Genomic DNA, 23,423 nt, shown 5'->3' with positions numbered 1-23,423 from the left:
GCGGTCCTTTCGGGGGAGGGAGTCGGGAGGAGCCAGGAGGGGGGCGGGAGGGCCGCAGGGGGCCGGGGCCTCAGCGGCCGAGCTGCTCGGAGATCTTCGCCAGCTCCGCGAGCCGCTTCTCCAGCGTCGGGTGGGTGGAGAACAGCTGCGAGGCGGTCTCCCGGGCGCTCAGCGCGGGGGCGAAGTAGAAGGCGTTGTAGGGCTGTGCCTGGCGCAGGTCCTTGCTGGGGATGGCGGCGATCTGGCCGGTGACCTTGGTGAGCGCGGAGGCGAGGGCGCTGGGCCGGCCGGTGAGCTGGGCGGCGGCGCGGTCGGCGGCGAGTTCCCGGTAGCGGGACAGGAGCCGGGTGAGCAGGAAGCTGATGGCGTAGACGACCATCGACACCAGCGGGATGATCAGGGCGACGATGGCCGCGTTCTGGTCGTTGTTGTTGCGGTTGCCGCCCATGAACCCGCCGTACATGGCGATCCGGGTCATGGCCCCGGCGAGGACGCCGAGGAAGCCGGCGATGGTCATCACCGCGACGTCCCGGTGGGCGACGTGGGACAGCTCGTGGGCGAGGACGCCCTCCAGTTCCTCGGGCTCCAGCCGGCGCAGCAGGCCGGTGGTGACGCACACCACGGCGTTCTGCGGGTTGCGGCCGGTGGCGAAGGCGTTCGGCATGTCGTTGTCGGCGACCGCCACCCGGGGTTTGGGCATGTCGGCCAGCGCGCAGAGCCGGTCGATGGTGCCGTGCAGTTGCGGGTACTGCTCAGGGGTCACCTGGTGGGCGCCCATGGCCCGTTCGGTGATCTTGTCGCTGAACCAGAACTGGGCCACGAACAGCCCGCCGGAGATCAGGACGATCAGTGGCCAGGCGCCGCGCAGCAGCACGATCAGCAGACCGGTGAAACCGACGTACAGCAGCCCGATCACGAACATCGTCACGACCATGCGGCCGGTCAGGCCGCGGTCGGGCGCGAAACGGGTGTGCTGGCCCGAGCTCGACATTGCTTGCTCCTCCATTCGCCGTCGTCTTCGATGCTGCCACCCGGACGGCCCTGCGGCACCACCCCCGCGCCGGGAACTGCGGGCAGGATCACTCCGGCCGGGCCGTTCCTGCCGTTGGGCCCGGGCCTTACACTGGCAGGTACGGTTTTGGCACTCGCAGGTTCAGAGTGCCAAAGCGGGTGCCGGAGCCGGGATCCTCCCGGAGCGGGCAGCAGCATGCGTGACACGAACGGACAACGTGCGAAGACGGAGGTGTGTGCCCCATGGCCGGTGAGGTTCGCCAGCTGGACGACCGCAAGCTCGCCGTGCTCCGCGCGATCGTCCAGGACTACGTGGGCACCGAGGAGCCGGTCGGCTCCAAGGCCCTGGTGGAGCGGCACAACCTCGGAGTCTCCCCGGCGACCGTGCGCAACGACATGGCGGCGCTGGAGGAGGAGGGCTACATCCACCAGCCGCACACCAGCGCCGGGCGCATCCCCACCGACAAGGGGTACCGCCTGTTCGTCGACAAGCTCGCCGAGGTCAAGCCGATGAGCGCCCCCGAGCGCCGGGCGATCCGGCACTTCCTGGACGGCGCCGTCGACCTGGACGACGTGGTCATGCGGACGGTGCGGCTGCTCGCCCAGCTCACCCGGCAGGTCGCGGTGGTGCAGTACCCCTCGCTGTCGCGGTCCACCGTCCGGCACATCGAGCTGGTGGCGCTGGCACCGACCAAGGTGATGCTGGTCCTGATCACCAACACCGGCCGGGTCGAGCAGCGGATGGTCGACTGCCCGGGCCCGGTCGGCGAGACGGTCCTGGCGGACCTGCGGGCCCGGATCAACGCGCGGGCCGTCGGCCAGCGGCTGCCGGACGTGCCGGGGTTCCTGGAGGAGCTCCCGGCAGGTTTCGAGCCGCCGGACCGCCCGACCGTCAGCACGGTCCTGGCGACGCTGTTCGAAGCGCTCGCCGAGCAGAACGAGGAGCGGATCATGCTGGCCGGCACGGCCAACCTGACCCGCTTCGGGCACGACTTCCCCCTGACCATCCAGCCGGTGCTGGAAGCCCTGGAGGAGCAGGTCGTCCTGCTCCGTCTCCTGGGTGAGACGGCGGACGCCGCGATGACGGTCCGGATCGGGCGGGAGATCGCCTACGAGGGGCTGAATTCCACCTCGGTGGTGTCGGTCGGTTACGGTTCGGGCGACGAGAGCGTGGCCAAACTGGGTGTGATCGGTCCGACCCGGATGGACTATCCGGGCACAATGGGGGCGGTGCGTGCGGTGGCGCGGTACGTGGGCCAGATCCTGGCCGAGTCGTAGCACAGGCCGCCGTCGGAACCTCTGACGGCGGTGTCCAGTCGCAGCACTACTACAGGCGGAACAAGCGGAGCATTTGGTGGCCACGGACTACTACGCGGTACTCGGCGTCCGACGGGATGCGGGGCAGGACGAGATCAAGAAGGCCTTCCGACGCCTGGCACGCGAACTGCACCCGGACGTCAACCCGGACCCGAAGACGCAGGAGCGGTTCAAGGAGATCAACGCCGCTTACGAGGTGCTCTCCGACCCGCAGAAGCGCCAGGTCTACGACCTCGGCGGTGACCCGCTCTCGCCGGGCGGCGGGGGCGCGGGCGGCTTCGGCGCGGGGGCGGCCGGCTTCGGCTTCTCCGACATCATGGACGCCTTCTTCGGCGCCGCGGCCGGCCAGCGCGGCCCGCGCTCGCGCACCCGCCGCGGCCAGGACGCCATGATCCGGCTGGAGATCACCCTGGAGGAGGCCGCCTTCGGCACCACCAAGGAACTCCAGGTCGACACGGCCGTCACCTGCACCACGTGCAGCGGTGAGGGCGCGGCCCCCGGCACCTCCGCGCAGACCTGCGACATGTGTCGCGGCAGGGGCGAGGTCTCCCAGGTCACCCGGTCGTTCCTGGGCCAGGTCATGACCTCCCGGCCCTGCCCGCAGTGCCAGGGCTTCGGCACGGTCGTGCCGACCCCGTGCCCGGAGTGCGCCGGCGACGGCCGGGTCCGCGCCCGGCGCACCCTGACGGTCAAGATCCCGGCCGGTGTCGACAACGGCACCCGGATCCAGCTGGCCGGCGAGGGCGAGGTCGGCCCCGGCGGCGGCCCGGCCGGCGACCTGTACGTCGAGATCGCCGAGACCACCCACACCGTCTTCCAGCGGCGCGGGGACGATCTGCACTGCACCGTCACCATCCCGATGACGGCCGCGTCCCTCGGCACCCAGGTGCCGCTGCAGACCCTGGACGGGCTGGAGGAGCTCGACATCAGGCCCGGCACCCAGTCCGGCCAGTCGATCCCGCTGCACGGCCGCGGCATCACGCACCTGCGCGGCGGCGGCCGAGGCGACCTGATAGTGCATGTCGAGGTGCAGACGCCCACCAAGCTCGACCCCGAGCAGGAGGAGCTGCTGCGCCGGCTCGCGGTGCTGCGCGGCGAGGAGCGGCCGTCCGGCCAGTTCGCGCCGGGCCAGCAGGGCCTGTTCTCGCGCCTCAAGGACGCGTTCAACGGCCGCTAGGCCCTAGGCCGGGGCCGCTCGCTGGGCCCTGGCCGTCCGCGCGGGGGTGCCGGGTTCTGCCCGGCGCCCCTTTCGCGTTCCCGATCCGCCCCACCCCCCGGAGGTTCCCCGCATGACCGCCCCCGTCTTCGTCGTCGAGACCGAGCGGATCGCCGCCGCCGCGCCCGGCTCCGTGGTGCGCCTCGACGGGCCGGAGGGGCGGCACGCGGCCGCGGTGAAGCGGCTGGCGGCGGGCGAGGCGGTGACCCTCGCCGACGGGCTGGGCCTCGGGGTGGACGGGACGGTCGCCGCGGTGCTCGGCAAGGACGCGATCGACGTCACGGTGGCCGCCGTCCGCCGGGAGCCCGAGCCGGCGCCGCGGATCGTCGTCGTCCAGGCGCTGCCCAAGGGCGACCGCGGCGAGCTCGCGGTGGAGACCATGACCGAGGTCGGCGTGGACGTGATCGTCCCGTGGGCCGCCTCGCGCTGCATCACGCAGTGGAAGGGCGAGCGGGGCGCCAAGGCGCTGGCCAAGTGGCGGGCCACCGCCCGGGAGGCCGGCAAGCAGTCCCGCCGGCTGCGCTTCCCCGAGGTGCGCGAGCCGGCGACCACCCGGCAGCTGGCGCCGCTGCTGGCCCAGGCCGCGTTCGCCGCCGTGCTGCACGAGGAGGGCGCCGAGCCGCTGGCGCTGGCCGCGCTGCCCGCGGCCGGGGACGTGGTGCTGGTGGTCGGCCCGGAGGGCGGGGTCTCCCCGGAGGAGCTGGCCGCGTTCGCCGAGGCGGGCGCCGGGCCGTACCGGCTGGGCCCCTCGGTGCTGCGCACCTCCACCGCCGGGGTGGCCGCCGGCGCCCTGCTGCTGGGGCGCACCGGCCGCTGGTCGTAGCCGGCCCGCCCGTGCGGTCGGAGTCTGCCCGAACCGGCCCGCGCCGTGCGCGCGCGTGCCTACGCTGACCGCGTGACGGAACCCCTGAGCACCTCTGCGGGCGCCTACCTGCGCCACCCCCATCTGCACGGTGACCTGGTCACCTTCGTCGCCGAGGACGACGTCTGGCTGGCCCCGCTGGACGGTGGCCGGGCCTGGCGGCTGACGGCCGATCACCTGCCCGTCCGGCACCCCCGGTTCGCCCCCGACGGGCGGCACATCGCCTTCACCTCCACCCGGGACGGCGCGCCCGAGGTGCACGTGGTGCCGGTGGACGGCGGGCCGTCCCGGCGGCTCACCCACTGGGGCAGCGAGCAGACCGAGGTGCGGGGCTGGACGGCCGACGGGCGCCCGATCGCCCTCACCACCGCCGGTGAGGCGACCCTGCGCCGCAGCTGGGCGCACGCCGTGCCGCTGGACGGCGGCGAGTCGGTGCGGCTGCCGTACGGGCCGGTCGGCGGGCTCGCCTTCGAGCCGGGCGGCGACCGCGTGCTGCTGGGCACCGTCAACAACCGCGAGCCGGCCTGGTGGAAGCGCTACCGGGGCGGCCGGGCGGGCAAGTTGTGGATCGGGCGGGACGAATTCGTCCGCGTCCACGAGGAGTTGGACGGCCAGCTCGACTCGCCGCTGTGGGTGGGGGAGCGGATCGCCTTCCTCTCCGACCACGAGGGCGTCGGCGAGCTCTACTCCAGCCTTCCGGACGGCTCCGACCTGCGCCGTCACACCACCGACCCGGACGGCTTCTACGCCCGCAACGCCGGCACCGACGGCACCCGGGCGGTGTTCCACCGGGCCGGCGACGTCTGGCTGCTGGACGACCTGGCGGGAGCCGCGCCCCGCCGCCTCGACATCCGGCTGGCCGGCCCGCGCAGCGGCCGCCGCCCCCGACCGGTGCACGCCGCGCACTGGCTGGAGTCCGCCGCCCCCGACCGCACCGGCCGGGCCGGCGCCGTGGTGGTGCGCGGCGACGTGCACTGGCTGACCCACCGCGAGGGCCCGGCCCGGGTGCTGGACGAGACCCCGGGGGTGCGCGGGCGGCTGGCCCGGGTGGTGCCGGGCGAGGACGGCGCCCAGGGCGTGCTGTGGGTGTCCGACGCCGAGGGCGAGGACGCCCTGGAGTTCGCCCCCGACGCCCAGGGCGCCGAGCGCCGCCGGCTGGCCGCCGGGCGGATCGGCCGGGTCAACTCCCTGGCGGTGTCCCCGGACGGCAGGCAGGCCGCGCTCGGCGTGCACGACGGCCGGGTCCTGCTGGTCGCGCTCGCCGACGGCACCGTGCACGAGCTGGACCGCAGCGCCGACGGCGAGGTCGGCGGGCTGGCCTTCAGCCCGGACTCGGCCTGGCTGGCCTGGTCGCGGCCGGTGCACCGGCTGGGCCCGTACTCGCTGCGCCAGATCGTGCTGGCCGACCTGGCGACCCGGACGGTCGGCGAGGTCACCCAGGAGCGCTTCATCGACACCTCGCCGGCCTTCACCGCGGACGGCCGCTACCTGGCGTTCCTGTCGGTGCGCAACTTCGACCCGGTCTACGACTCGCACGTCTTCGACCTGTCGTTCCCCAACGGCTGCCGCCCGTACCTGATCACGCTGGCCGCCGACACGCCGTCCCCGTTCGGGCCGCAGCGGGCCGGGCGCCCGCTCGGCGGGGAGGAGGACGAGTCGCGCGGCAGGAAGGCGGACGGCGAGGAGGCCGCCGGCGACGCCGCGCCGGTGACCAGGGTCGACCTGGACGGCATCGCGGACCGGATCGTCCCGTTCCCGGTCGAGGGCGGCCGGTTCGACGCGCTCAGGGCCGCCAAGGACGGCGTGCTGTGGACCCGCGCCCCGCTGCTCGGCGAACTCGGCGACGAGGCGGCCTCGCCCGAGGACGAGCGGCCCCGGCCGGTGCTGGAGCGCTTCGACCTGAAGAAGCGCCGCGTCGAGCAACTGGTGCACGGCGTGGACGGCTTCGCGGTCAGCGGGGACGGCACCTGGGTGGCCGTGCTGGACGGGGGCGAGCTGCGGATCGTCCCGGCCGAGCACAAGGCGGGCGGCGAGGACGACGAGGTGGGCGTCGACCTGACCAGGCTGCGGGTCACCGTCGACCCGGCCGCCGAGTGGCGGCAGATGTACGCCGAGAACGGCCGCCTGATGCGCGACAACTTCTGGCGCCCCGACCTCGGCGGCGTCGACTGGGCCGGCGTGCTGGACCGCTACCGGCCGCTCGTGGAACGCCTCGGCTCGCACGACGACCTGGTCGACCTGCTCTGGGAGGTGCACGGCGAACTCGGCACCTCGCACGCCTACGTCGTCCCGTACGGCCGGTACACCGAGCCCGCCCGGCGCCAGGGCCTGCTCGGCGCGGACCTCGCCAGGGACGGCGACCGGTGGCGGATCGCCCGCATCCTGCCCGGCGAGTCCTCCGACCCCCGGGCCCGCTCGCCGCTGGCCGCGCCCGGCGCCGCGATCCGCCCGGGCGACGCGGTCCTCGCCGTCAACGGCCGCCCGGTGGACCCGGTCACCGGCCCGGCCCCGCTGCTGGCCGGCACCGCCGGGCAGCCGGTCGAGCTGACCGTGGCCGGCAAGGACGGCACCGACCAGCGCCACCCGGTGGTCGTCCCGATCGCCGACGAGGAGCCGCTGCGCTACCACGACTGGGTGGCCGGTCGGCGGGCCGCGGTGCGCGAGCTGTCCGGCGGCCGGCTCGGCTACCTGCACATCCCCGACATGCAGTCGGCCGGCTGGGCCCAGATCCACCGCGACCTGGCCGTGGAGCTGGCCAGGGACGGCGTGATCGTCGACGTCCGGGAGAACCGCGGCGGCCACACCTCGCAGCTGGTGATCGAGAAGCTCGCCCGCCGGATCGTCGGCTGGAACGCCATCCGGGACACCGACCACCCGGTGCCCTACCCCCTCGACGCCCCGCGCGGGCCGGTCGTCGCGCTCGCCAACGAGTTCTCCGGCTCGGACGGCGACGTCGTCAACGCCGTCATCCAGACGCTCGGCATCGGCCCGGTGGTCGGCACCCGCACCTGGGGCGGGGTGATCGGCATCGACAGCCGCTACCACCTGGTCGACGGCACCCTCGTCACCCAGCCCAAGTACGCGTACTGGCTGGAGAACTACGGCTGGGGCGTGGAGAACCACGGCGTCGACCCGGACGTCGAGGTGCCGATGGCCCCGCACCAGTGGGCCGCCGGCGAGGACCCGCAGCTGGCCGAGGGCGTGCGGATCGCCCTCGCCGCGCTCGCCGCGGCCCCGCCCCGCACGGCCCCGCCGATGCCCTGGGCGTAGGGCACGCCCCCGTCGCCCTCGGCGGGCGGGAGAGCAGCCGAACGGGAGGTCGGCCCGGCCGACTTCCCGCTAGGCTGCGCCCGTACGGCCCCAGACCAGACACGAACCGAGGAGAAGCCGATGGCCGGCGAGCCGCAGCCCGACTGCCTGTTCTGCAAGATCGTTGCGGGCGAGATCCCGGCGACCGTGGTGCGCAAGACCGAGCGCGTCCTCGCCTTCCGCGACATCGCCCCCAAGGCGCCGCTGCACGTCCTGGTCATCCCGCACGTCCACTACCCGAACGCCGCCGCGCTGGCCGCCGCCGAGCCGGAGATCGCCGGTGAACTCCTCGCCGAGGCGGGCGCGGTGGCCAGGGACGAGGGCGTCGAGGACTACCGGCTGATCTTCAACACCGGGGCCGGCGCCGGCCAGACGGTCTTCCACGCCCACGTCCACGTGCTCGGCGGCAAGCCGATGACCGAGAGCATGGTCTGACCTACGTGTCACAGCGCGAACTCGTCGTCCTCGGCACCGCCAGCCAGGTGCCCACCCGGCACCGCAACCACAACGGCTACCTGCTCCGCTGGGACGGCGAGGGCCTGCTGTTCGACCCCGGCGAGGGCACCCAGCGGCAGATGCTGCTGGCCGGCGTCTCGGCCACCCAGATCACCCGGATCGCCGTCACGCACTTCCACGGCGACCACTGCCTGGGCCTCGCCGGGGTGATCCAGCGGATCAACCTGGACCGCGTCCCCCACCCGGTGGACGTCTACTTCCCGGCCTCCGGCGAGGTCTACTTCGAGCGGCTGCGGCACGCCACCGCCTACCACGAGACGGCCGTCCTGCGGCCCCGGCCGATCGACGAGCCGGGCCCGCTGCCCGCGCCCGGCGCCCGCTTCGCGCTGGACGCCGTGCGGCTGTCCCACCCCGTGGAGTCCTTCGGCTACCGGCTGTCCGAGCCGGACGGCCGCCGCCTGGTGCCCGAACGCCTCGCCGCGCTGGGCGTCTTCGGCCCCGCGGTCGGCCGCCTCCAGCACGAGGGGGCGATCGAGGCGGACGGCCGGCGGGTCACCCTGGAGGAGGTCAGCGAGCCCCGGCCGGGCCAGCGCTTCGCCTTCGTGATGGACACCCGGCTCTGCGACGGCGTGTACGAACTCGCCGAGGGCGCCGACCTGTTGGTCGCCGAGTCGACCTTCACCGACGCCGACTCCCGGCTCGCCGAGGAGCACGGCCACCTCACCGCCGGGCAGGCCGCCAAGGCCGCCGCCGAGGCCGGCGTGCGCACCCTGGTGCTGACCCACTTCTCCCAGCGCTACCCGGACCTGGGCCAGCATCTGGCCGACGCCCGCAAGCACTTCGACGGCGAGCTGGTGCTCGCCGCCGACCTCGCCCGGGTGCCCGTCCCCGTCCGGCGCCAGCCGTGAACCCGGCCCGCACCCCGTGAAAAGCGCTCGCGCCGCTCCCCGATCTGCCGCAGCATCGTCGGGTGCGGCCCCGCCGCCCGCCGCGGCGACCACGTGCGCGGCGTACCCTGGTGCCCCGGAGAGACCGATCGGCACACGACACCACGGATGGGATGAGGCAGGCCCAGCGCCGACCTATGAGTGACACATCGCAGACCCGTACGAACGGACAGTCGCGCCCCGAACCGGCCGACGACGGTCGCGTCAGCGCCCGGATCGTCATCCCCGAGAAGCACCCGATGGTCACCCTGCTCGGCACGGCGGACTCGCTGCTGCGCGTGATCGAGCAGGGCTTTCCCGCCGCCGACATCCACGTCCGCGGCAACGAGGTGACCGCCACCGGAGCGCGCGCCGAGGTCGCCCTCGTGCAGCGGCTCTTCACCGAGATGATGCTGGTGCTGCGCACCGGCCAGCCCTTGACGGAGGATTCCGTGGAGCGCTCCATCGCCATGCTCCGCGGTGCCGCGGAGGACCCGGACAGCCCGGCGCCGTCCCAGGTGTTCACCGCGAACATCCTGTCCAACCGGGGCCGCACGATCCGCCCCAAGACCCTCAACCAGCAGCGCTACGTCGAGGCGATCGACAAGCACACGATCGTCTTCGGCCTCGGCCCGGCCGGCACCGGCAAGACCTACCTCGCGATGGCCAAGGCCGTCCAGGCCCTCCAGGCCAAGGAGGTCAACCGGATCATCCTGACCCGCCCGGCCGTCGAGGCGGGGGAGCGGCTGGGCTTCCTGCCCGGCACCCTCTACGAGAAGATCGACCCGTACCTGCGCCCGCTGTACGACGCGCTGCACGACATGATGGACCCGGACTCCATCCCGCGCCTGATGGCGGCCGGCACCATCGAGGTCGCGCCGCTGGCCTACATGCGCGGCCGCACCCTCAACGACGCCTTCATCATCCTGGACGAGGCCCAGAACACCTCGCCCGAGCAGATGAAGATGTTCCTCACCCGCCTCGGTTTCAACTCCCGGGTGGTCGTCACCGGCGACACCAGCCAGATCGACCTCCCGGGCGGCACCCGCAGCGGCCTCAAGGTCGTCCAGGACATCCTGGCCGACGTGCCCGACATCCACTTCTCCGTCCTCACCAGCACCGACGTGGTCCGCCACAAGCTGGTCGGCCGGATCGTGGACGCCTACGAACGCTGGGACGCCAAGCAGGAGGCCGAGGAGAACCCCTCGCCCGCCCGCAAGCCGGCCCAGCGGCGCGGCTCCCGCGCACCCCGTCAGTCCCATCGCACCGAAAGCTGAGTACGCAGCCCGTCATGTCGATCGACATCGCCAACGAGTCCGGTTGGGACGCCGATGAGGAAGCCATCCTCGACGTCGCCCGCTTCGCCCTGGACAAGATGCGGATCCACCCGCAGTCCGAACTGTCCGTGATCCTGGTGGACGGAGCGGCGATGGAGGAGCTGCACATCCAGTGGATGGACCTCCCCGGCCCCACCGACGTGATGTCCTTCCCCATGGACGAGCTGCGCCCCGGCAAGGAGGGCGAGGAGCTGCCGCAGGGCCTGCTCGGCGACATCGTGCTCTGCCCGGAGGTCGCCGAGCAGCAGGGCAAGGCGGCCCCCTCCAAGCACTCGATGGACGAGGAGCTCCAACTGCTCACCGTCCACGGGGTGCTGCACGTCCTCGGGTACGACCACGAGGAGCCCGAGGAGGAGGAGGAGATGTTCGCCCTCCAGAAGCGCATCCTGGACGACTGGCGGGCGGGCCGGGGCCTCGGTGGTCTCTCCCCGGCCCCCACCACCCACTGAGCGCGGAGCCCGAACCCCTGTGAGTGGTGAAAGTACGAGCTTCATCCTCGGTGCCGTGCTCCTCGTCGTCCTCGGCTGGCTGGCCGCGTGCGCCGAGGCGGGCATCTCCCGGGTCTCCCGGTTCCGGGCGGAGGAGGCCGTGCGGGCCGGGCGGCGCGGCTCGGCCCGGCTGCTGACCGTCGCCTCCGACCCGATCCGCTACCTCAACCTGGCGACCCTGATCCGGGTGGCCAGCGAGATGGCGGCGGCCGTCCTGGTCACCGTGGTGTGCGTGCGCAACGTGGAGCCGATCTGGCAGGCCGTGCTGCTGGCGTTCGGCGTGATGGTGCTGGTGTCCTTCGTCGCGGTGGGGGTCTCGCCGCGCACGATCGGGCGCCAGCACCCGCTCACCACCGCGACCGCCGCCTCCTTCGTGCTGCTGCCGCTGGCCGCGGTGCTCGGCCCGATCCCGCGGCTGCTGATCCTGCTCGGCAACGCGCTGACCCCGGGCAAGGGCTACCGGGAGGGGCCGTTCGCCTCCGAGGCCGAACTGCGGGCGCTGGTCGACCTCGCCGAGAAGGACGACCTGATCGAGGACGAGGAGCGCCGGATGGTGCACTCGGTCTTCGAGCTGGGCGACACCATCGTCCGCGAGGTGATGGTGCCGCGCACCGACCTGGTGATGATCGAGCGGCACAAGACCGTCCGGCAGGCGCTCACCCTGGCGCTGCGCTCGGGCTTCTCGCGGATCCCCGTGGTCGGGGACAGCGAGGACGACGTGGTCGGCATCGTCTACCTGAAGGACCTGGTCCGGCGCACCCACATCAACCGGGAGGCGGAGTCCGAGGAGGTCGGCGCGGTGATGCGCCCGGCCGTCTTCGTACCGGACTCCAAGCCGGCCGGCGACCTGCTGCGCGAGATGCAGCAGCGCCGCTCGCACGTGGCGATCGTGATCGACGAGTACGGCGGCACGGCCGGCCTGGTCACCATCGAGGACGTCCTGGAGGAGATCGTCGGCGAGATCACCGACGAGTACGACCGGGAGATCGCGCCGGTGGAGGACCTCGGCGACGGCTCGTACCGGATCACCGCCCGGCTGCTGGTGGAGGACCTGGGCGAGCTGTTCGGCATCGAGCTGGAGGACGAGGACGTCGAGACCGTCGGCGGCCTGCTGGCCAAGCACCTCGGCCGGGTGCCGATCCCCGGCTCGGCCTGCGAGATCCCGCTGCCCGAGCCCGCCGGCACCGGGCTGACCGGCATCCTGCTGACCGCCGAGTCCTCGGCCGGGCGCCGCAACCGGATCGGCTCGATGGTCGCGACCCCGGTCCGCAAGGCCGCGGAGGCCGGGGCGGAGCCCGGCGAGTAGCGGTCGCGCCCCGGCGGAGCGACCATGGACAGCATGACGCATCAACTTCGCGCGGAGTACGGCCCGCAGGGTGCGACCGGCGGGGTCAAGGTCTGGCACGTGGTGCGCGACGGCGACCCCGCGACGGCGCTCTGCGGCCGCAGCCTGGCCGACGACGCCGAGACGCGGCCCGAGCAGGAGTGGGGCACCGGGCTGCGCTGCTGCCAGCAGTGCGGTTCGCTCTACATGCACGAGGTGCCGCACATGCAGGGGAGCCATCCCTACAGCTAGGGCGTGTCTGGTGGAGGTCGCCATGAAGCTGCAAGACGAACTGCCCGTGAACAGCCGGCTCGCCACGGTGTGGCGGATCGGGGCGGGGCTCGGGGGGATCTTCCTGATCGTGTTCGGGTGCCTGGGGCTGGCCGATCACCCGGGCTTCCTCGCCACCCACGGTGACCGGATCACCGGGCTGTCGACCAACGGGGCGCTGAGCATCCTGTCCATCGTGGCGGGCGCGATCCTGGTGGCGGGGGCGGTGGTCGGCGGCAACTTCGCGTCCAACCTGAACATGGTGGTCGGCGTGCTGTTCGTCCTGTCCGGCTTCTACGGCCTGGCGGTGCTCGGGCGGCCGGACGCCAACATCCTGAACTTCCGGATGTCGAACGTGCTGTTCGCCTTCATCTTCGGGGTGATCCTGACGACCTTCGGGATGTACGGCCGGGTGAGCAGTCACCTGCCGCACGACAACCCGTTCTGGCGCGAGCGCACGGAGCACGAGACGGCGCGGCCGTCCGGGCCGAAGACCTTCGTCAAGGTCCTCAACCCGAACCCCGGTCCGACCCACCCGGTCGGCCACTGAGCGGCCGCGGGGGCCGCCTATGCTCGGCGGCATGAGTGACATCGTCGAGCTCGACCCCGAAGACAAGAAGATCATCACCCTGGCCCGCTCGGCCCGCGCCCGCAACGGCGTCGCCGAGGGGGCCGCGGTGCGTGACGAGACCGGCCGGACGTACGTGGCCGGGACGGTCGCGCTGGAGTCGCTGCGGCTGAGCGCGCTGCAGACGGCGGTGGCGATGGCGGTGGCCAGCGGTGCGAAGTCGCTGGAGGCGGCGGCCGTGGTGAGCGAGGCGGAGCAGCCGGCCGAGGCCGACCTGGCGGCCGTCCGGGACCTCGGCGGGGCCGGGACGCCCGTGTTGCTGGCCGGTGTGGACGGGACGCTGCGGGTGGCGGCCGAGGCCCGCTGAGGGCTGCCGAGGGCTGCTTGAGGCCCGCCGGGGCCTGCTCAGGGCCCGCTGCGGCCTGCCGCGGCGGGCGATGCCGGGCGATGGCGGCGGCCTGGCGAACACCTGCCCGAACCGAGCGGATAGTCTCACCGGGGGAGTGAACTCGGTGAGGGGGCTGGGCACATGGGGGCGGTGGCGTTCTTCGCCGGGCTGCTGCTGTTCGTGATGGGGATGGGCAAGTGGCAGGAGACCGGCTCGCCGTACTGGCTCTGGGGTTCGGTCGCCTTCCTGGTCCTGTTGGTGGTGATGTCGGTGGTTTCGCGGGGCGGTCGCAAGGGCTGATCGGGCGGTGCGGGCGGGCCCGGGCAGCGCGACTCCGGTGATCAGGGAGAATGGAGCCCATGAGTGCCCCTTCCTCCTCGTACCGCTCCGGCTTCGCGTGCTTCGTCGGCCGACCCAACGCGGGCAAGTCGACCCTGACCAACGCTCTGGTGGGGACGAAGGTCGCGATCACCTCCGACCGCCCGCAGACCACCCGGCACACCGTGCGCGGCATCGTGCACCGCCCGGACTCCCAGCTCGTCCTGGTCGACACCCCCGGCCTGCACAAGCCGCGCACCCTGCTCGGCGAGCGCCTCAACGACCTGGTCCGCAGCACCTGGGCCGAGGTCGACGTGATCGGCTTCTGCCTGCCCGCCGACCAGAAGCTCGGCCCCGGCGACAAGTTCATCGCCAAGGAACTCGCCGAGGTCAAGAAGACCCCCAAGGTCGCCATCGTCACCAAGACCGACCTGGTCGACTCCAAGCGGCTCGCCGAGCAGCTGATCGCCATCCACCAGCTCGGTGAGGAACTGGGCATCGAGTGGGCCGAGATCATCCCGGTCTCGGCCGTCGGCGACAAGCAGGTGGAACTGGTCGGCGACCTGATCACCAAGCTGCTGCCGGAGGGCATGCCGCTCTACCCGGACGGCGACCTCACCGACGAGCCCGAGCAGATCATGGTCGCGGAGCTGATCCGCGAGGCCGCCCTGGAGGGCGTCCGGGACGAGCTGCCGCACTCGCTGGCCGTCGTGGTCGAGGAGATGCTCCCGCGCGAGGGCCGCCCGGCGGACCGCCCGCTGCTGGACATCCACGCCAACGTCTACATCGAGCGGCAGAGCCAGAAGGCGATCGTCATCGGCGCCAAGGGCGCGCGGCTCAAGCACGTCGGTACCACCGCCCGCAAGCACATCGAGGCGCTGCTCGGCACGCCGGTCTTCCTGGACCTGCACGTCAAGGTGGCCAAGGACTGGCAGCGCGACCCGAAGCAGCTGCGCAAGCTCGGCTTCTGAGCCCCGGCTCCCAGCGAAGGCCCGCCCGGATCTGATCGACCGGGCGGGCCTTCGGCGTGTCCGGGGACCGGTGGGGCTACGCGCCCTCGCGCAGGACCAGCGACACCAGTTCGCGCTGCGAGTCGGTGAGCTTCGGGTCGGCGCAGTAGACCGTCCGGCCGTCGACGGTGATCTCGTAGTGGAAGCCGTCCGGCACCCCGTACGAGGGCGCCCGCAGCCCGCCCGCGACGGCCTCGCGGGCGAGCGCGTGGACGTGCGGGGCGTCCGTGCGGTCGACGGTGTCGAGTTCCGCATGGCGGACGATCCCCGCGAAGCCGCCGGTCCGGGTCACCTGGATACGCATGGTGTCCATGGTGCTACCAGGGGAGGGAGTTTGCCGGTCTTTTCCCGGACCGTGACCTTAAGCCCGGCTCAACCTGGTCTCAATCGGTCCTCGGCCGGGGCCGTCGCCGGGGCCTTCACCGTGGCCGCCGGAGGGGCCGCCGGAGGGGCCGCCGGAGGGGTTCAGCCGGGGCTGACGCCCACCTGCGCCCAGGAGGCCGTCACGGTGTCCGCGACCGAGGACTGGTCGGGGTAGCGGGCCTTGGCGGCGGCCACGGTGGCCCGGGCGAAGGCGGTGAAGTCGGCGTCGGCGGTCAGCTGGTGGCCGGTCAGGGCGTCGTACCAGATCCGTCCGGCGCGGTCCCAGGCCTGGCCGCCGAGGGCGGTGGCCAGCAGGTAGAACGCGTGGTTGGGGATGCCGGAGTTGATGTGCACGCCGCCGTTGTCGTCGGTGGTGTCCACGTAGTCCCGCATGTGCGCGGGCTGCGGGTCCTTGCCGAGCCGGGGGTCGTCGTAGGCGGTGCCGGGGGCCTTCATCGAGCGCAGCGCCACGCCCTGGATGCCGGGGGCGAGCAGTCCGGCGCCGATCAGCCAGTCGGCGTGGGCGGCGTCCTGGCGCAGCGCGTACTGCTTGACCAGCGAGCCGAAGACGTCGGAGACCGACTCGTTGAGCGCGCCGGGCTGGTCCTGGTACTGCAGGCCGGCGGTGAACTGGGTGACACCGTGGGTGAGTTCGTGGCCGATGACGTCGACGCAGGCGGTGAAGTCGCCGAAGATCTCGCCGTCGCCGTCGCCGAAGACCATCTGGTGGCCGTTCCAGAAGGCGTTGTCGTAGTCCTGGCCGTAGTGCACGGTGGCGTCCAGGCGCAGCCCCCGGTTGTCGATCGAGCGGCGGCCGAAGACGGTGGCGTACAGGGCGAAGGTGTCGCCGAGGCCGTCGTAGGCGTGGTTGACGGACTGGTCGGTGACCGGGGCCTGGCCCTCGGTGCGGACGGTCCGGCCGGGCAGTCGCTGGCTGTGGGCGGTGTCGGCGATCAGCCGGCTGGGGGTCGGGCCGGTGCTGACGGGCGGGGGAGGGGCGAGGCGGGCCGCGCGGTGCGCGGTGTCGAGCAGGAGGGAGCGGGCGGCGGGCTCGTGACCGGCCTCGGCGAGGCGGTCCAGGACGTACGGCGGGACGATCGCGCAGATCGGAACTGCTGCAGTCATGTGGCCCAGGGTGAGGCCTCGATGACCGGTTGTCACCACTCTTGGCGTGACCGGTCGGTGTCTCAAGGGGTGGAACGGTGGCCCGGATCACTTCGGGGGCGCGCGGCCCTGGGTTACGCTGGGGCCATCATGCGCAACGGGCTGCTTCTTCTTAGCTGCCGCGTCGAGGGCCTGTAGTCCACAGGGCCGGCTCCCTCGCCGCGGGGATCGAGCTGTGCGCGTCATCCGGCGATCCAACGGAGGGTCGCGAGCGGCAGCTGCCGGCCAGTCGGTGTCGACCACCCCGACCCGCCCCCGCACCACGCATCACAGGAAGCCGAGAGTCATTCCATGACCGAGCAGAGCTCCGCCGCGCCCATCCCCGCCGGTCGCGCCTTCGTCGACCGTCCCACCCCGATCACCGCCGCGTCCGTGCGCCAGCTGCCCTCCGGCATGCGGTACGGGCGCTACCTGCCGTTCGACACCGTCGACCTGCCGGACCGCACCTGGCCGAGCACGGTGATCACCAAGGCGCCGCGCTGGCTCTCCACCGACCTGCGGGACGGCAACCAGGCGCTGATCGACCCGATGTCCCCGGCCCGCAAGCGCAAGATGTTCGACCTGCTGGTCGCGATGGGCTACAAGGAGATCGAGGTCGGCTTCCCGTCCTCCGGCGCCACCGACCACGCCTTCGTGCGGTCGCTGATCGAGGAGGGGGCGATCCCCGAGGACGTCACCATCTCGGTGCTGACGCAGGCCCGCGAGGAGCTGATCGAGAAGACCGTCGAGTCGCTGGTCGGCGCCCCGCGCGCGACGGTCCACCTGTACAACGCGACGGCGCCGCTGTTCCGCCGGGTGGTGTTCCGCAACGACCGGGCCGCCACCAAGGCGATCGCCACCGACGGCACCCGGCTGGTGATGGAGTACGCCGAGAAGCTGCTGGGCGAGGAGACCGTCTTCGGCTACCAGTACTCGCCGGAGATCTTCGTGGACACCGAGCTGGACTTCGCGCTGGAGGTCTGCGAGGCGGTCATGGACGTCTGGCAGCCGGGCGAGGGCCGCGAGATCATCCTGAACCTGCCGGCCACCATCGAGCGGGCCACCCCGAACGTGCAGGCCGACCAGTTCGAGTGGATGTCGCGCAACCTGTCGCGCCGCGAGTTCGTCTGCCTGTCGGTGCACCCGCACAACGACCGCGGCACCGCCGTCGCCTCCGCCGAACTGGCCTACATGGCGGGCGCGGACCGCATCGAGGGCTGCCTGTTCGGCCAGGGCGAGCGGACGGGCAACGTCGATCTGGTGACCCTGGGCATGAACCTGTTCTCGCAGGGCATCGACCCGCAGATCGACTTCTCCGACATCGACGAGGTGCGCCGCACCGCCGAGTACTGCAACCAGATGGAGGTACACCCGCGCCACCCGTACGCCGGCGACCTGGTGTACACCTCCTTCTCGGGCTCGCACCAGGACGCCATCAAGAAGGGCTTCGATGCCCTGGAGGCGGACGCGGCGGCGGTGGGCGTCCCGGTGGGGGAGCACACCTGGGGCGTGCCGTACCTGCCGATCGACCCGAAGGACGTCGGCCGCACCTACGAGGCGGTCATCCGGGTCAACAGCCAGTCCGGCAAGGGCGGTGTGGCGTACGTCCTGAAGAACGACCACAAGCTGGACCTGCCGCGCCGGATGCAGATCGAGTTCTCCCGGATCATCCAGGCCAAGACCGACGCCGAGGGCGGCGAGGTCACCCCGGCCGAGATCTGGCGGGTCTTCGAGGACGAGTACCTGCCGACCCCGGACAACCCGTGGGGCCGGATCTCGCTGAGCGGTTCGCGCACCCTGACCACCGAGGACGGCCGGGACGCGCTGATCGCCGGCGCGCTGGTGGACTCGGTACCGGTGACCCTGACCGGTGTCGGCAACGGCCCGGTCTCCGCCTTCACGGACGCGCTGGCCCGGATCGGTCTGGACGTCCGCGTCCTGGACTACGCCGAGCACGCGCTGAGCGAGGGCGGCGACGCCCAGGCCGCCGCGTACGTCGAGTGCGCGGTGGACGGCAAGGTGCTGTGGGGCGTCGGCATCGACGCCAACACTGTGCTGGCCTCGCTGAAGGCGATCATCAGCGCCGTCAACCGGGCACAGCGCGGGTAGTTCGTACGAGTGAGATGTGGCGGGGCCGTCCTCCGGGGCGGCCCTTCGCCGCGCCTGGGGCCAGTTGTGTCCTGCGCCACATTTTTTCGGGTCGGAAGCCGTTCGAGGTACTGACACGTGCCGGTAACCATGGCAACATCGATCCACCGGAAAGCCGGGTCGGTGGGACGGCCTCGGTGTCCGGTCGCGTGACCTGCCCATTGTTGTGCAGGCCGTCTGCCATGTCTGGGGAGTGGCGCCGTGACCAGGTTGTGGGGTGTTCGCCCGCGGTGGCGGACTGACGTTCTCGGTGACTTCTTCTGCCCGGGCTGTGGCGGGGACCGCAACTACCGCCGGCAGCACGGCCGGCGGTGGCTGCGGTTGCTGGGGACCCCGGTGGCCCCGCTCGGCCCGGTGATCGGCAGCGTGCAGTGCACCAGCTGCCACGGCCGCTACGGCGTCGAGAGCCTGGAACAGCCCACCTCCGTACGGCTCGGCGCGATGCTGCGGGACGCGCAGTACACCATCGCGCTCGCCCTGCTCGCGGCCGGCGGCACCGCGCACCGCGCGGCCCGCGAGTCGGCCTGCACGGCGGTGCGCGAGGCCGGGTTCGAGGACTGCGGCGAGGCCCAGGTGCTGGCCGCGCTCGCCGCGCTGTCCGGGCTCGGCGGCGAACTCTACGACGCCCACGGGATGGCCGGCGGCCTGGCCGTGGAACTGCACGCGGTGCTCGAACCGCTCGCCCCGCACCTGGCCCACCAGGGCCGGGAGCGGCTGCTGCTGCAGGGCGCGGCGATCGCCCTGTCCGACGGGCGCTACCTGCCGCAGGAGCGCGAGGCGCTGGCCGCGGTCGGGCGCTGTCTGGATCTACCGCAGTCGCGGGTCGGGGCGCTGCTGGAGGCGGCGACCCGGGCTCCGTACTAGACCTTCTCCGCTGCTCCGCAGTAACCGGACATCCTTCGCAGAACCGGGCCCGCTCCGCAGTGCCGGGCCTGTCGCGCAACCCCCCGAGCCATCTCCGATCCCCCACAAAACGGGCCCGAAATCCCCCTCCGGGCCCGCCGTGACCCGCACCGCTCGGTCCTCCCCCACGGACCCGGTGCGGGCAACACGGCTGTCGGCGGCCGGGGCGCGCCGTGGGGGAGAATGGTTCCCATGAGTCTTTTCCGGGACGACGGCGTCGTGCTGCGGGCGCAGAAGCTCGGCGAGGCCGATCGGATCATCACCCTGCTGACCCGGCACCACGGCAAGGTGCGGGCGGTGGCGCGCGGGGTGCGCAAGACCAAGTCCAAGTTCGGCGCCCGGCTGGAGCCGTTCTCGCACGTGGACGTGCAGTTCTTCAGCCGGGGGAGTGAGCTGATCGGCCGTGGGTTGCCGCTGTGCACCCAGGTGGAGACGATCGCGCCGTACGGCGGTTCGATCGTCACCGACTACGGCCGCTACACCGCCGGGACGGCGATGCTGGAGACGGCCGAGCGGTTCGCCGAGAACGAGGGCGAACCGGCCGTCCAGCAGTACCTGCTGCTGGTGGGCGCCCTGCGCACGCTGGCGGCCGGGCTGCACGAGTCGCACCTGGTGATGGACGCCTTCCTGCTGCGCTCGCTCGCGGTGAACGGGTACGGCGCGAGCTTCACGGACTGCGCCAAATGCGGGCTGGAGGGGCCGAACCGTTTCTTCTCCCTTCCCGCAGGCGGGGTCCTCTGCCCGGACTGCCGAGTGCCCGGATGTGCCGTACCCTCCCCTGAGACACTGGTACTGCTCGGGGCGCTGCTGTCAGGGGACTGGCAGACGGCCGATTCCTGCGAGCCGAGGTACTGGCGGGAGGGCAGCGGCCTGGTCGCGGCCTATCTGCAGTGGCATTTGGAGCGGGGCATCCGCTCGATGAGATACGTGGAGAAGTGAGCACATGGCAGCGCGACGGCTCTTCGGCGGCGGCAAGCAGAGGGAGTACCTCCCCCCGACCCCGCACCCCAGTGGCGCAAAGCCCCCGAAGATTCCCGGCGAGCTGGTCCCCGAACACGTCGCCATCGTGATGGACGGCAACGGCCGCTGGGCCAAGGAGCGCGGACTGCCCCGCACCGAGGGCCACAAGGTCGGCGAGTCCGTCGTGCTGGACGTCCTCAAGGGCGCGATCGAGCTCGGCGTGAAGAACATCTCGCTGTACGCGTTCTCCACCGAGAACTGGAAGCGCTCGCCCGACGAGGTGAAGTTCCTGATGAACTTCAACCGGGACGTCATCCACCGCCGCCGCGACGAGATGGACGCGATGGGCGTGCGGGTCCGCTGGGCGGGCCGGATGCCCAAGCTGTGGAAGAGCGTCGTCCAGGAGCTCCAGGTCGCCGAGGAGCAGACCAAGGACAACGACGCCGTCACGCTCTACATGTGCGTCAACTACGGTGGCCGGGCCGAGCTCGCGGACGCCGCGGCGGCCCTCGCGGCCGACGTCGCCGCCGGGAAGCTGGACCCGAAGAAGGTCAACGAGAAGACCCTCGCCAAGTACATGTACCACCCGGACATGCCGGACGTGGACCTGTTCCTGCGCCCCAGCGGCGAGCAGCGCACCTCCAACTTCCTGCTCTGGCAGTCCGCGTACGCCGAGTTCGTGTTCCAGGACGTGCTCTGGCCGGACTTCGACCGCCGCGACCTGTGGCGCGCCTGCGAGCAGTACGCGAGGCGCGACCGCCGCTTCGGCGGGGCGATCCCGAACGAGGTGCCCGAGCCGCTGGACCTGCCCACCCAGCGCTGACGCGGTACGGCGGCGGTACGGCGAAGGGCCCGTGGGAATCGCTCCCACGGGCCCTTCGCCGTACCGGTGCTCCGCTGGTCAGACCTTCTTGGCGCACTCCGCGCAGGTGCCGAAGATCTCCAGGGTGTGCGCGATGTCGCTGAACCCGTGCTCCGCAGCGACCGCGTTGGCCCAGCGCTCCACCGCCGGGCCCTCCACCTCGACGGTGGCGCCGCAGTGCCGGCACACCAGGTGGTGGTGGTGTCCGCTGCTGCACCGGCGGTAGACGGCCTCGCCGTCGGCGGTGCGCAGCACGTCCACCTCGCCGGCGTCGGCGAGCGACTGGAGGGTGCGGTAGACCGTGGTCAGACCGACGGAGTCCCCGCGGTGCTTGAGCATGTCGTGGAGCTCCTGCGCGCTGCGGAAGTCCTCGATCTCGTCCAGGGCCGCCGAGACGGCGGCACGTTGCCGGGTCGAGCGGGCGCGCGGCGACGGGCCTGCGGTGGTCACCGTGGGTCCTCCTGGGGTGGTGGGCGTCTCGCACCTCATTGTGCCAGCCCCGCACCCCGCTCCGGAGTGATCGCGTCGGAGGAACCGCGGCCCGGGAGTTGCCCCGGGATCTGTCCCGGGATCTGATCCGGGGATTGCCCCGGGGATTGTCCCGGGACGGGTTCCGGCAGGGCGACGTCGCAGACCTTCGGTCCGGGGTCCGCGACTCCCCTGCGGTGGCGCCGCCGGGCGAGCGGCGCGGCGAGCAGGCTGAACACCGCGAACACCGCGATGGCGAGCAGCACGATGGCCGGGCCGGAGGGCACGTTGAGGTGGTAGGAGCCGGTGACGCCGGCCAGCGAGACCACCACGCCGAGCGCGATCGAGGCCGCCTGGGTGGCGGCGAACGACCGGGTGAGCTGCTGGGCGGCGACCACCGGGACCACCATCAGGGCGCTGACCAGCAGCAGCCCGACCACCCGCATCGCGACGGTGACGGTGACGGCGGCCATCACCGCGAGCAGCAGGTTGAGCGTGCGCACCGGCAGGCCGGTGACCCGGGCGAAGTCCTCGTCCTGGCAGATCGCGAAGAGCTGCCGGCGCAGGCCGACGGTGACCGCGACGACCACCGCGCCGAGCACCGCGATGGTGATCAGGTCGGCCGGGGCGACGGTGAGGATGGAGCCCCACAGGTAGCTCTCCAGCGAGCCGGCGCCGGCCTGGGCGGAGAGCGAGACGAGCAGCTTGCCGCAGGCCATGCCGCCGTAGAAGAGCATCGCCAGGGCGATGTCGCCGCGCTGGTTGCCGCGCGAGCGGACCAGTTCCATCGTGACGGCGCCGAGCACGCAGACCAGCACGGCCATCCAGACCGGGCTGGTCTGGAAGATGAAGCCGAGGCCGACGCCGGTCATCGCGACGTGCCCCATGCCGTCGCCCATCAGGGCCTGCCGGCGCTGCACCAGGTAGATGCCGACGGCCGGGGCGGTGATCCCGACCAGGACGGCGGCGAGCAGGGCGCGCTGCATGAAGTCGTAGGAGAGCATCTCGGTCATGCCAGCAGCCTCGGCGGGGTGTGGTCGGCGTGCGGGTGGACGTGGTCGTGGCCGGGCAGCGCGTGCAGTCCGGTGTTGGGCACGGGCGGGCCGTCGTGTGCGACGCAGCCGTCCCGCAGCACCACGGCGCGGTCGATCAGCGGTTCCAGCGGCCCGAGTTCGTGCAGCACGAGGAGGACGGCGGCGCCGCGGGAGACCTCGGCGCGCAGGGTGTCGGCGAGCACCTGCTGGCTGGCGGCGTCCACGCCGGCCATCGGCTCGTCCATGATCAGCAGGTCGGGGGTGCCGACCAGGGCGCGGGCGATCAGCACCCGCTGCTGCTGGCCGCCGGACAGGTCGGCGACGCCGTCCCCGGCCCGTTCCAGCATGCCGACGGCGGCGAGCGCGCGGTCCACCGCCGCGCGGTCCCGGCGGCGGAACGGCAGCAGCCGGTGCTGCGGCAGCCGCCCGGTGGAGACCACTTCGCGCACGGTGGCCGGCACGCCGGAGGCGGCGGTGGTGCGCTGCGGGACGTACCCGATCCGGTGCCAGGCGCGGAAGCCGGCGTACGGGATGCCGAACAGCTCCAGCGTGCCCTGCCCCAGTGGGACGGAGCCGATGACGGCCTTGACGGTGGTGGACTTGCCGGAGCCGTTGGCGCCGAGCAGGGCGACCACCTCGCCGGGCTGGACGGTGAGGTCGACGCCGCGCAGCACCGGCCGACCGCCGCGGGAGGCGACGGCGTCGCGGAGGCGGACGGCCGGGGGTATCGGGTGGGTCATGG

Annotated in this window: 24 protein-coding genes; 18 read left to right on the top strand and 6 right to left on the bottom strand. The window is 72.6% G+C overall.

Features of this window, described 5'->3' with window-relative positions; translation table 11 throughout:
- Positions 1-70: 70 nt before the first annotated feature.
- Positions 71-991, bottom strand: a complete 921-nt coding sequence (htpX, locus tag ACFV6D_RS06435) for a zinc metalloprotease HtpX (RefSeq protein WP_063347524.1) — start codon at positions 989-991, stop codon at positions 71-73.
- Between the two features lie 263 nt (positions 992-1,254).
- Here htpX and hrcA point away from each other — a divergent pair, with 263 nt between their 5' ends.
- From hrcA to era, 14 genes are all read left to right on the top strand, one after another.
- Positions 1,255-2,289 carry a heat-inducible transcriptional repressor HrcA gene (gene hrcA / locus ACFV6D_RS06430; protein ID WP_063347523.1) on the top strand — a complete coding sequence of 345 codons (1,035 nt, stop codon included), beginning with the start codon at positions 1,255-1,257 and terminating at the stop codon, positions 2,287-2,289.
- Between the two features lie 76 nt (positions 2,290-2,365).
- Complete coding sequence (dnaJ, locus tag ACFV6D_RS06425; RefSeq protein WP_063347522.1) at positions 2,366-3,505, top strand: molecular chaperone DnaJ; 1,140 nt, start codon at positions 2,366-2,368, stop codon at positions 3,503-3,505.
- Positions 3,506-3,617: 112 nt separating this feature from the next.
- Positions 3,618-4,367: a 16S rRNA (uracil(1498)-N(3))-methyltransferase gene (locus tag ACFV6D_RS06420; protein ID WP_063347521.1), complete on the top strand. Its 750-nt coding sequence runs from the start codon at positions 3,618-3,620 to the stop codon at positions 4,365-4,367.
- A 72-nt stretch (positions 4,368-4,439) separates the two neighbouring features.
- Positions 4,440-7,676 (top strand): PDZ domain-containing protein, encoded by a 3,237-nt coding sequence (locus ACFV6D_RS06415; RefSeq protein WP_380558718.1) that lies wholly within the window; start codon positions 4,440-4,442, stop codon positions 7,674-7,676.
- A gap of 120 nt (positions 7,677-7,796) precedes the next feature.
- Positions 7,797-8,150, top strand: coding sequence for a histidine triad nucleotide-binding protein (locus ACFV6D_RS06410; protein WP_063347520.1), 354 nt, complete (start codon positions 7,797-7,799; stop codon positions 8,148-8,150).
- 5 nt (positions 8,151-8,155) lie between these two features.
- Positions 8,156-9,079 (top strand): ribonuclease Z, encoded by a 924-nt coding sequence (locus ACFV6D_RS06405; protein WP_063347519.1) that lies wholly within the window; start codon positions 8,156-8,158, stop codon positions 9,077-9,079.
- Positions 9,080-9,255: 176 nt separating this feature from the next.
- Positions 9,256-10,374, top strand: coding sequence for a PhoH family protein (locus ACFV6D_RS06400; protein ID WP_380425444.1), 1,119 nt, complete (start codon positions 9,256-9,258; stop codon positions 10,372-10,374).
- 14 nt (positions 10,375-10,388) lie between these two features.
- Entirely contained in the window at positions 10,389-10,883 is a 495-nt protein-coding gene (gene ybeY, locus ACFV6D_RS06395) for an rRNA maturation RNase YbeY (protein WP_063347517.1), read from the top strand.
- Positions 10,884-10,902: 19 nt separating this feature from the next.
- The gene (locus ACFV6D_RS06390) at positions 10,903-12,228 is read left to right on the top strand and encodes a hemolysin family protein (protein ID WP_063347516.1); all 1,326 of its coding nucleotides are present in this window, start codon (positions 10,903-10,905) and stop codon (positions 12,226-12,228) included.
- Positions 12,229-12,261: 33 nt separating this feature from the next.
- Entirely contained in the window at positions 12,262-12,498 is a 237-nt protein-coding gene (locus tag ACFV6D_RS06385; RefSeq protein ID WP_063351092.1) for a hypothetical protein, read from the top strand.
- A gap of 22 nt (positions 12,499-12,520) precedes the next feature.
- Entirely contained in the window at positions 12,521-13,066 is a 546-nt protein-coding gene (locus tag ACFV6D_RS06380) for a DUF4383 domain-containing protein (protein WP_063347515.1), read from the top strand.
- Between the two features lie 31 nt (positions 13,067-13,097).
- Positions 13,098-13,451 (top strand): hypothetical protein, encoded by a 354-nt coding sequence (locus tag ACFV6D_RS06375; protein WP_063351091.1) that lies wholly within the window; start codon positions 13,098-13,100, stop codon positions 13,449-13,451.
- Positions 13,452-13,613: 162 nt separating this feature from the next.
- Positions 13,614-13,772 carry a hypothetical protein gene (locus tag ACFV6D_RS06370; RefSeq protein ID WP_159398424.1) on the top strand — a complete coding sequence of 53 codons (159 nt, stop codon included), beginning with the start codon at positions 13,614-13,616 and terminating at the stop codon, positions 13,770-13,772.
- 59 nt (positions 13,773-13,831) lie between these two features.
- Complete coding sequence (era, locus tag ACFV6D_RS06365; protein WP_063347514.1) at positions 13,832-14,761, top strand: GTPase Era; 930 nt, start codon at positions 13,832-13,834, stop codon at positions 14,759-14,761.
- A gap of 76 nt (positions 14,762-14,837) precedes the next feature.
- Here era and ACFV6D_RS06360 read toward each other — a convergent pair whose 3' ends face one another.
- Both ACFV6D_RS06360 and ACFV6D_RS06355 read right to left on the bottom strand, forming a co-directional pair.
- Positions 14,838-15,104: a protealysin inhibitor emfourin gene (locus ACFV6D_RS06360; RefSeq protein WP_063351090.1), complete on the bottom strand. Its 267-nt coding sequence runs from the start codon at positions 15,102-15,104 to the stop codon at positions 14,838-14,840.
- Positions 15,105-15,265: 161 nt separating this feature from the next.
- Complete coding sequence (locus tag ACFV6D_RS06355; protein WP_380558716.1) at positions 15,266-16,288, bottom strand: M4 family metallopeptidase; 1,023 nt, start codon at positions 16,286-16,288, stop codon at positions 15,266-15,268.
- Between the two features lie 330 nt (positions 16,289-16,618).
- Between ACFV6D_RS06355 and leuA the strand changes: the two genes are divergently transcribed.
- The 4 genes from leuA (at position 16,619) to ACFV6D_RS06335 (ending at position 21,140) form a co-directional block, all read left to right on the top strand.
- Positions 16,619-18,415, top strand: a complete 1,797-nt coding sequence (gene leuA, locus ACFV6D_RS06350; protein ID WP_380490351.1) for a 2-isopropylmalate synthase — start codon at positions 16,619-16,621, stop codon at positions 18,413-18,415.
- A 360-nt stretch (positions 18,416-18,775) separates the two neighbouring features.
- The gene (locus ACFV6D_RS06345; RefSeq protein WP_244293348.1) at positions 18,776-19,318 is read left to right on the top strand and encodes a TerB family tellurite resistance protein; all 543 of its coding nucleotides are present in this window, start codon (positions 18,776-18,778) and stop codon (positions 19,316-19,318) included.
- A 231-nt stretch (positions 19,319-19,549) separates the two neighbouring features.
- Complete coding sequence (gene recO / locus ACFV6D_RS06340) at positions 19,550-20,296, top strand: DNA repair protein RecO (protein WP_063347510.1); 747 nt, start codon at positions 19,550-19,552, stop codon at positions 20,294-20,296.
- 4 nt (positions 20,297-20,300) lie between these two features.
- Complete coding sequence (locus ACFV6D_RS06335) at positions 20,301-21,140, top strand: isoprenyl transferase (protein WP_380490349.1); 840 nt, start codon at positions 20,301-20,303, stop codon at positions 21,138-21,140.
- 78 nt (positions 21,141-21,218) lie between these two features.
- Here ACFV6D_RS06335 and ACFV6D_RS06330 read toward each other — a convergent pair whose 3' ends face one another.
- From ACFV6D_RS06330 to ACFV6D_RS06320, 3 genes are read right to left on the bottom strand one after another with little or no spacing between them, the layout of a single operon-like run.
- Complete coding sequence (locus ACFV6D_RS06330) at positions 21,219-21,629, bottom strand: Fur family transcriptional regulator (RefSeq protein ID WP_063347508.1); 411 nt, start codon at positions 21,627-21,629, stop codon at positions 21,219-21,221.
- Positions 21,630-21,664: 35 nt separating this feature from the next.
- Complete coding sequence (locus ACFV6D_RS06325; RefSeq protein ID WP_208869069.1) at positions 21,665-22,660, bottom strand: metal ABC transporter permease; 996 nt, start codon at positions 22,658-22,660, stop codon at positions 21,665-21,667.
- Entirely contained in the window at positions 22,657-23,421 is a 765-nt protein-coding gene (locus tag ACFV6D_RS06320; protein WP_063347507.1) for a metal ABC transporter ATP-binding protein, read from the bottom strand. Before ACFV6D_RS06320 ends, ACFV6D_RS06325 begins: the two co-directional genes overlap by 4 nt.
- Between the last annotated feature and the right edge of the window lie 2 nt (positions 23,422-23,423).

The organism is Kitasatospora sp. NPDC059812 (assembly GCF_042732075.1).
Taxonomy (GTDB): domain Bacteria; phylum Actinomycetota; class Actinomycetes; order Streptomycetales; family Streptomycetaceae; genus Kitasatospora.
This window is presented reverse-complemented; position numbering and strand designations above follow the sequence as displayed.

What these genes read in the sequence shown, in the direction of transcription:
- htpX (WP_063347524.1), bottom strand. Translation starts at nt 991, where the DNA reads ATGTCGAGCTCGGGCCAGCACACCCGTTTCGCGCCCGACCGCGGCCTG.
- hrcA (WP_063347523.1), top strand. Translation starts at nt 1,255, where the DNA reads ATGGCCGGTGAGGTTCGCCAGCTGGACGACCGCAAGCTCGCCGTGCTC.
- ACFV6D_RS06420 (WP_063347521.1), top strand. Translation starts at nt 3,618, where the DNA reads ATGACCGCCCCCGTCTTCGTCGTCGAGACCGAGCGGATCGCCGCCGCC.
- ACFV6D_RS06410 (WP_063347520.1), top strand. Translation starts at nt 7,797, where the DNA reads ATGGCCGGCGAGCCGCAGCCCGACTGCCTGTTCTGCAAGATCGTTGCG.
- ACFV6D_RS06400 (WP_380425444.1), top strand. Translation starts at nt 9,256, where the DNA reads ATGAGTGACACATCGCAGACCCGTACGAACGGACAGTCGCGCCCCGAA.
- ybeY (WP_063347517.1), top strand. Translation starts at nt 10,389, where the DNA reads ATGTCGATCGACATCGCCAACGAGTCCGGTTGGGACGCCGATGAGGAA.
- ACFV6D_RS06385 (WP_063351092.1), top strand. Translation starts at nt 12,262, where the DNA reads ATGACGCATCAACTTCGCGCGGAGTACGGCCCGCAGGGTGCGACCGGC.
- ACFV6D_RS06380 (WP_063347515.1), top strand. Translation starts at nt 12,521, where the DNA reads ATGAAGCTGCAAGACGAACTGCCCGTGAACAGCCGGCTCGCCACGGTG.
- ACFV6D_RS06375 (WP_063351091.1), top strand. Translation starts at nt 13,098, where the DNA reads ATGAGTGACATCGTCGAGCTCGACCCCGAAGACAAGAAGATCATCACC.
- ACFV6D_RS06370 (WP_159398424.1), top strand. Translation starts at nt 13,614, where the DNA reads ATGGGGGCGGTGGCGTTCTTCGCCGGGCTGCTGCTGTTCGTGATGGGG.
- era (WP_063347514.1), top strand. Translation starts at nt 13,832, where the DNA reads ATGAGTGCCCCTTCCTCCTCGTACCGCTCCGGCTTCGCGTGCTTCGTC.
- ACFV6D_RS06360 (WP_063351090.1), bottom strand. Translation starts at nt 15,104, where the DNA reads ATGCGTATCCAGGTGACCCGGACCGGCGGCTTCGCGGGGATCGTCCGC.
- ACFV6D_RS06355 (WP_380558716.1), bottom strand. Translation starts at nt 16,288, where the DNA reads ATGACTGCAGCAGTTCCGATCTGCGCGATCGTCCCGCCGTACGTCCTG.
- leuA (WP_380490351.1), top strand. Translation starts at nt 16,619, where the DNA reads ATGACCGAGCAGAGCTCCGCCGCGCCCATCCCCGCCGGTCGCGCCTTC.
- recO (WP_063347510.1), top strand. Translation starts at nt 19,550, where the DNA reads ATGAGTCTTTTCCGGGACGACGGCGTCGTGCTGCGGGCGCAGAAGCTC.
- ACFV6D_RS06335 (WP_380490349.1), top strand. Translation starts at nt 20,301, where the DNA reads ATGGCAGCGCGACGGCTCTTCGGCGGCGGCAAGCAGAGGGAGTACCTC.
- ACFV6D_RS06325 (WP_208869069.1), bottom strand. Translation starts at nt 22,660, where the DNA reads ATGACCGAGATGCTCTCCTACGACTTCATGCAGCGCGCCCTGCTCGCC.
- ACFV6D_RS06320 (WP_063347507.1), bottom strand. Translation starts at nt 23,421, where the DNA reads ATGACCCACCCGATACCCCCGGCCGTCCGCCTCCGCGACGCCGTCGCC.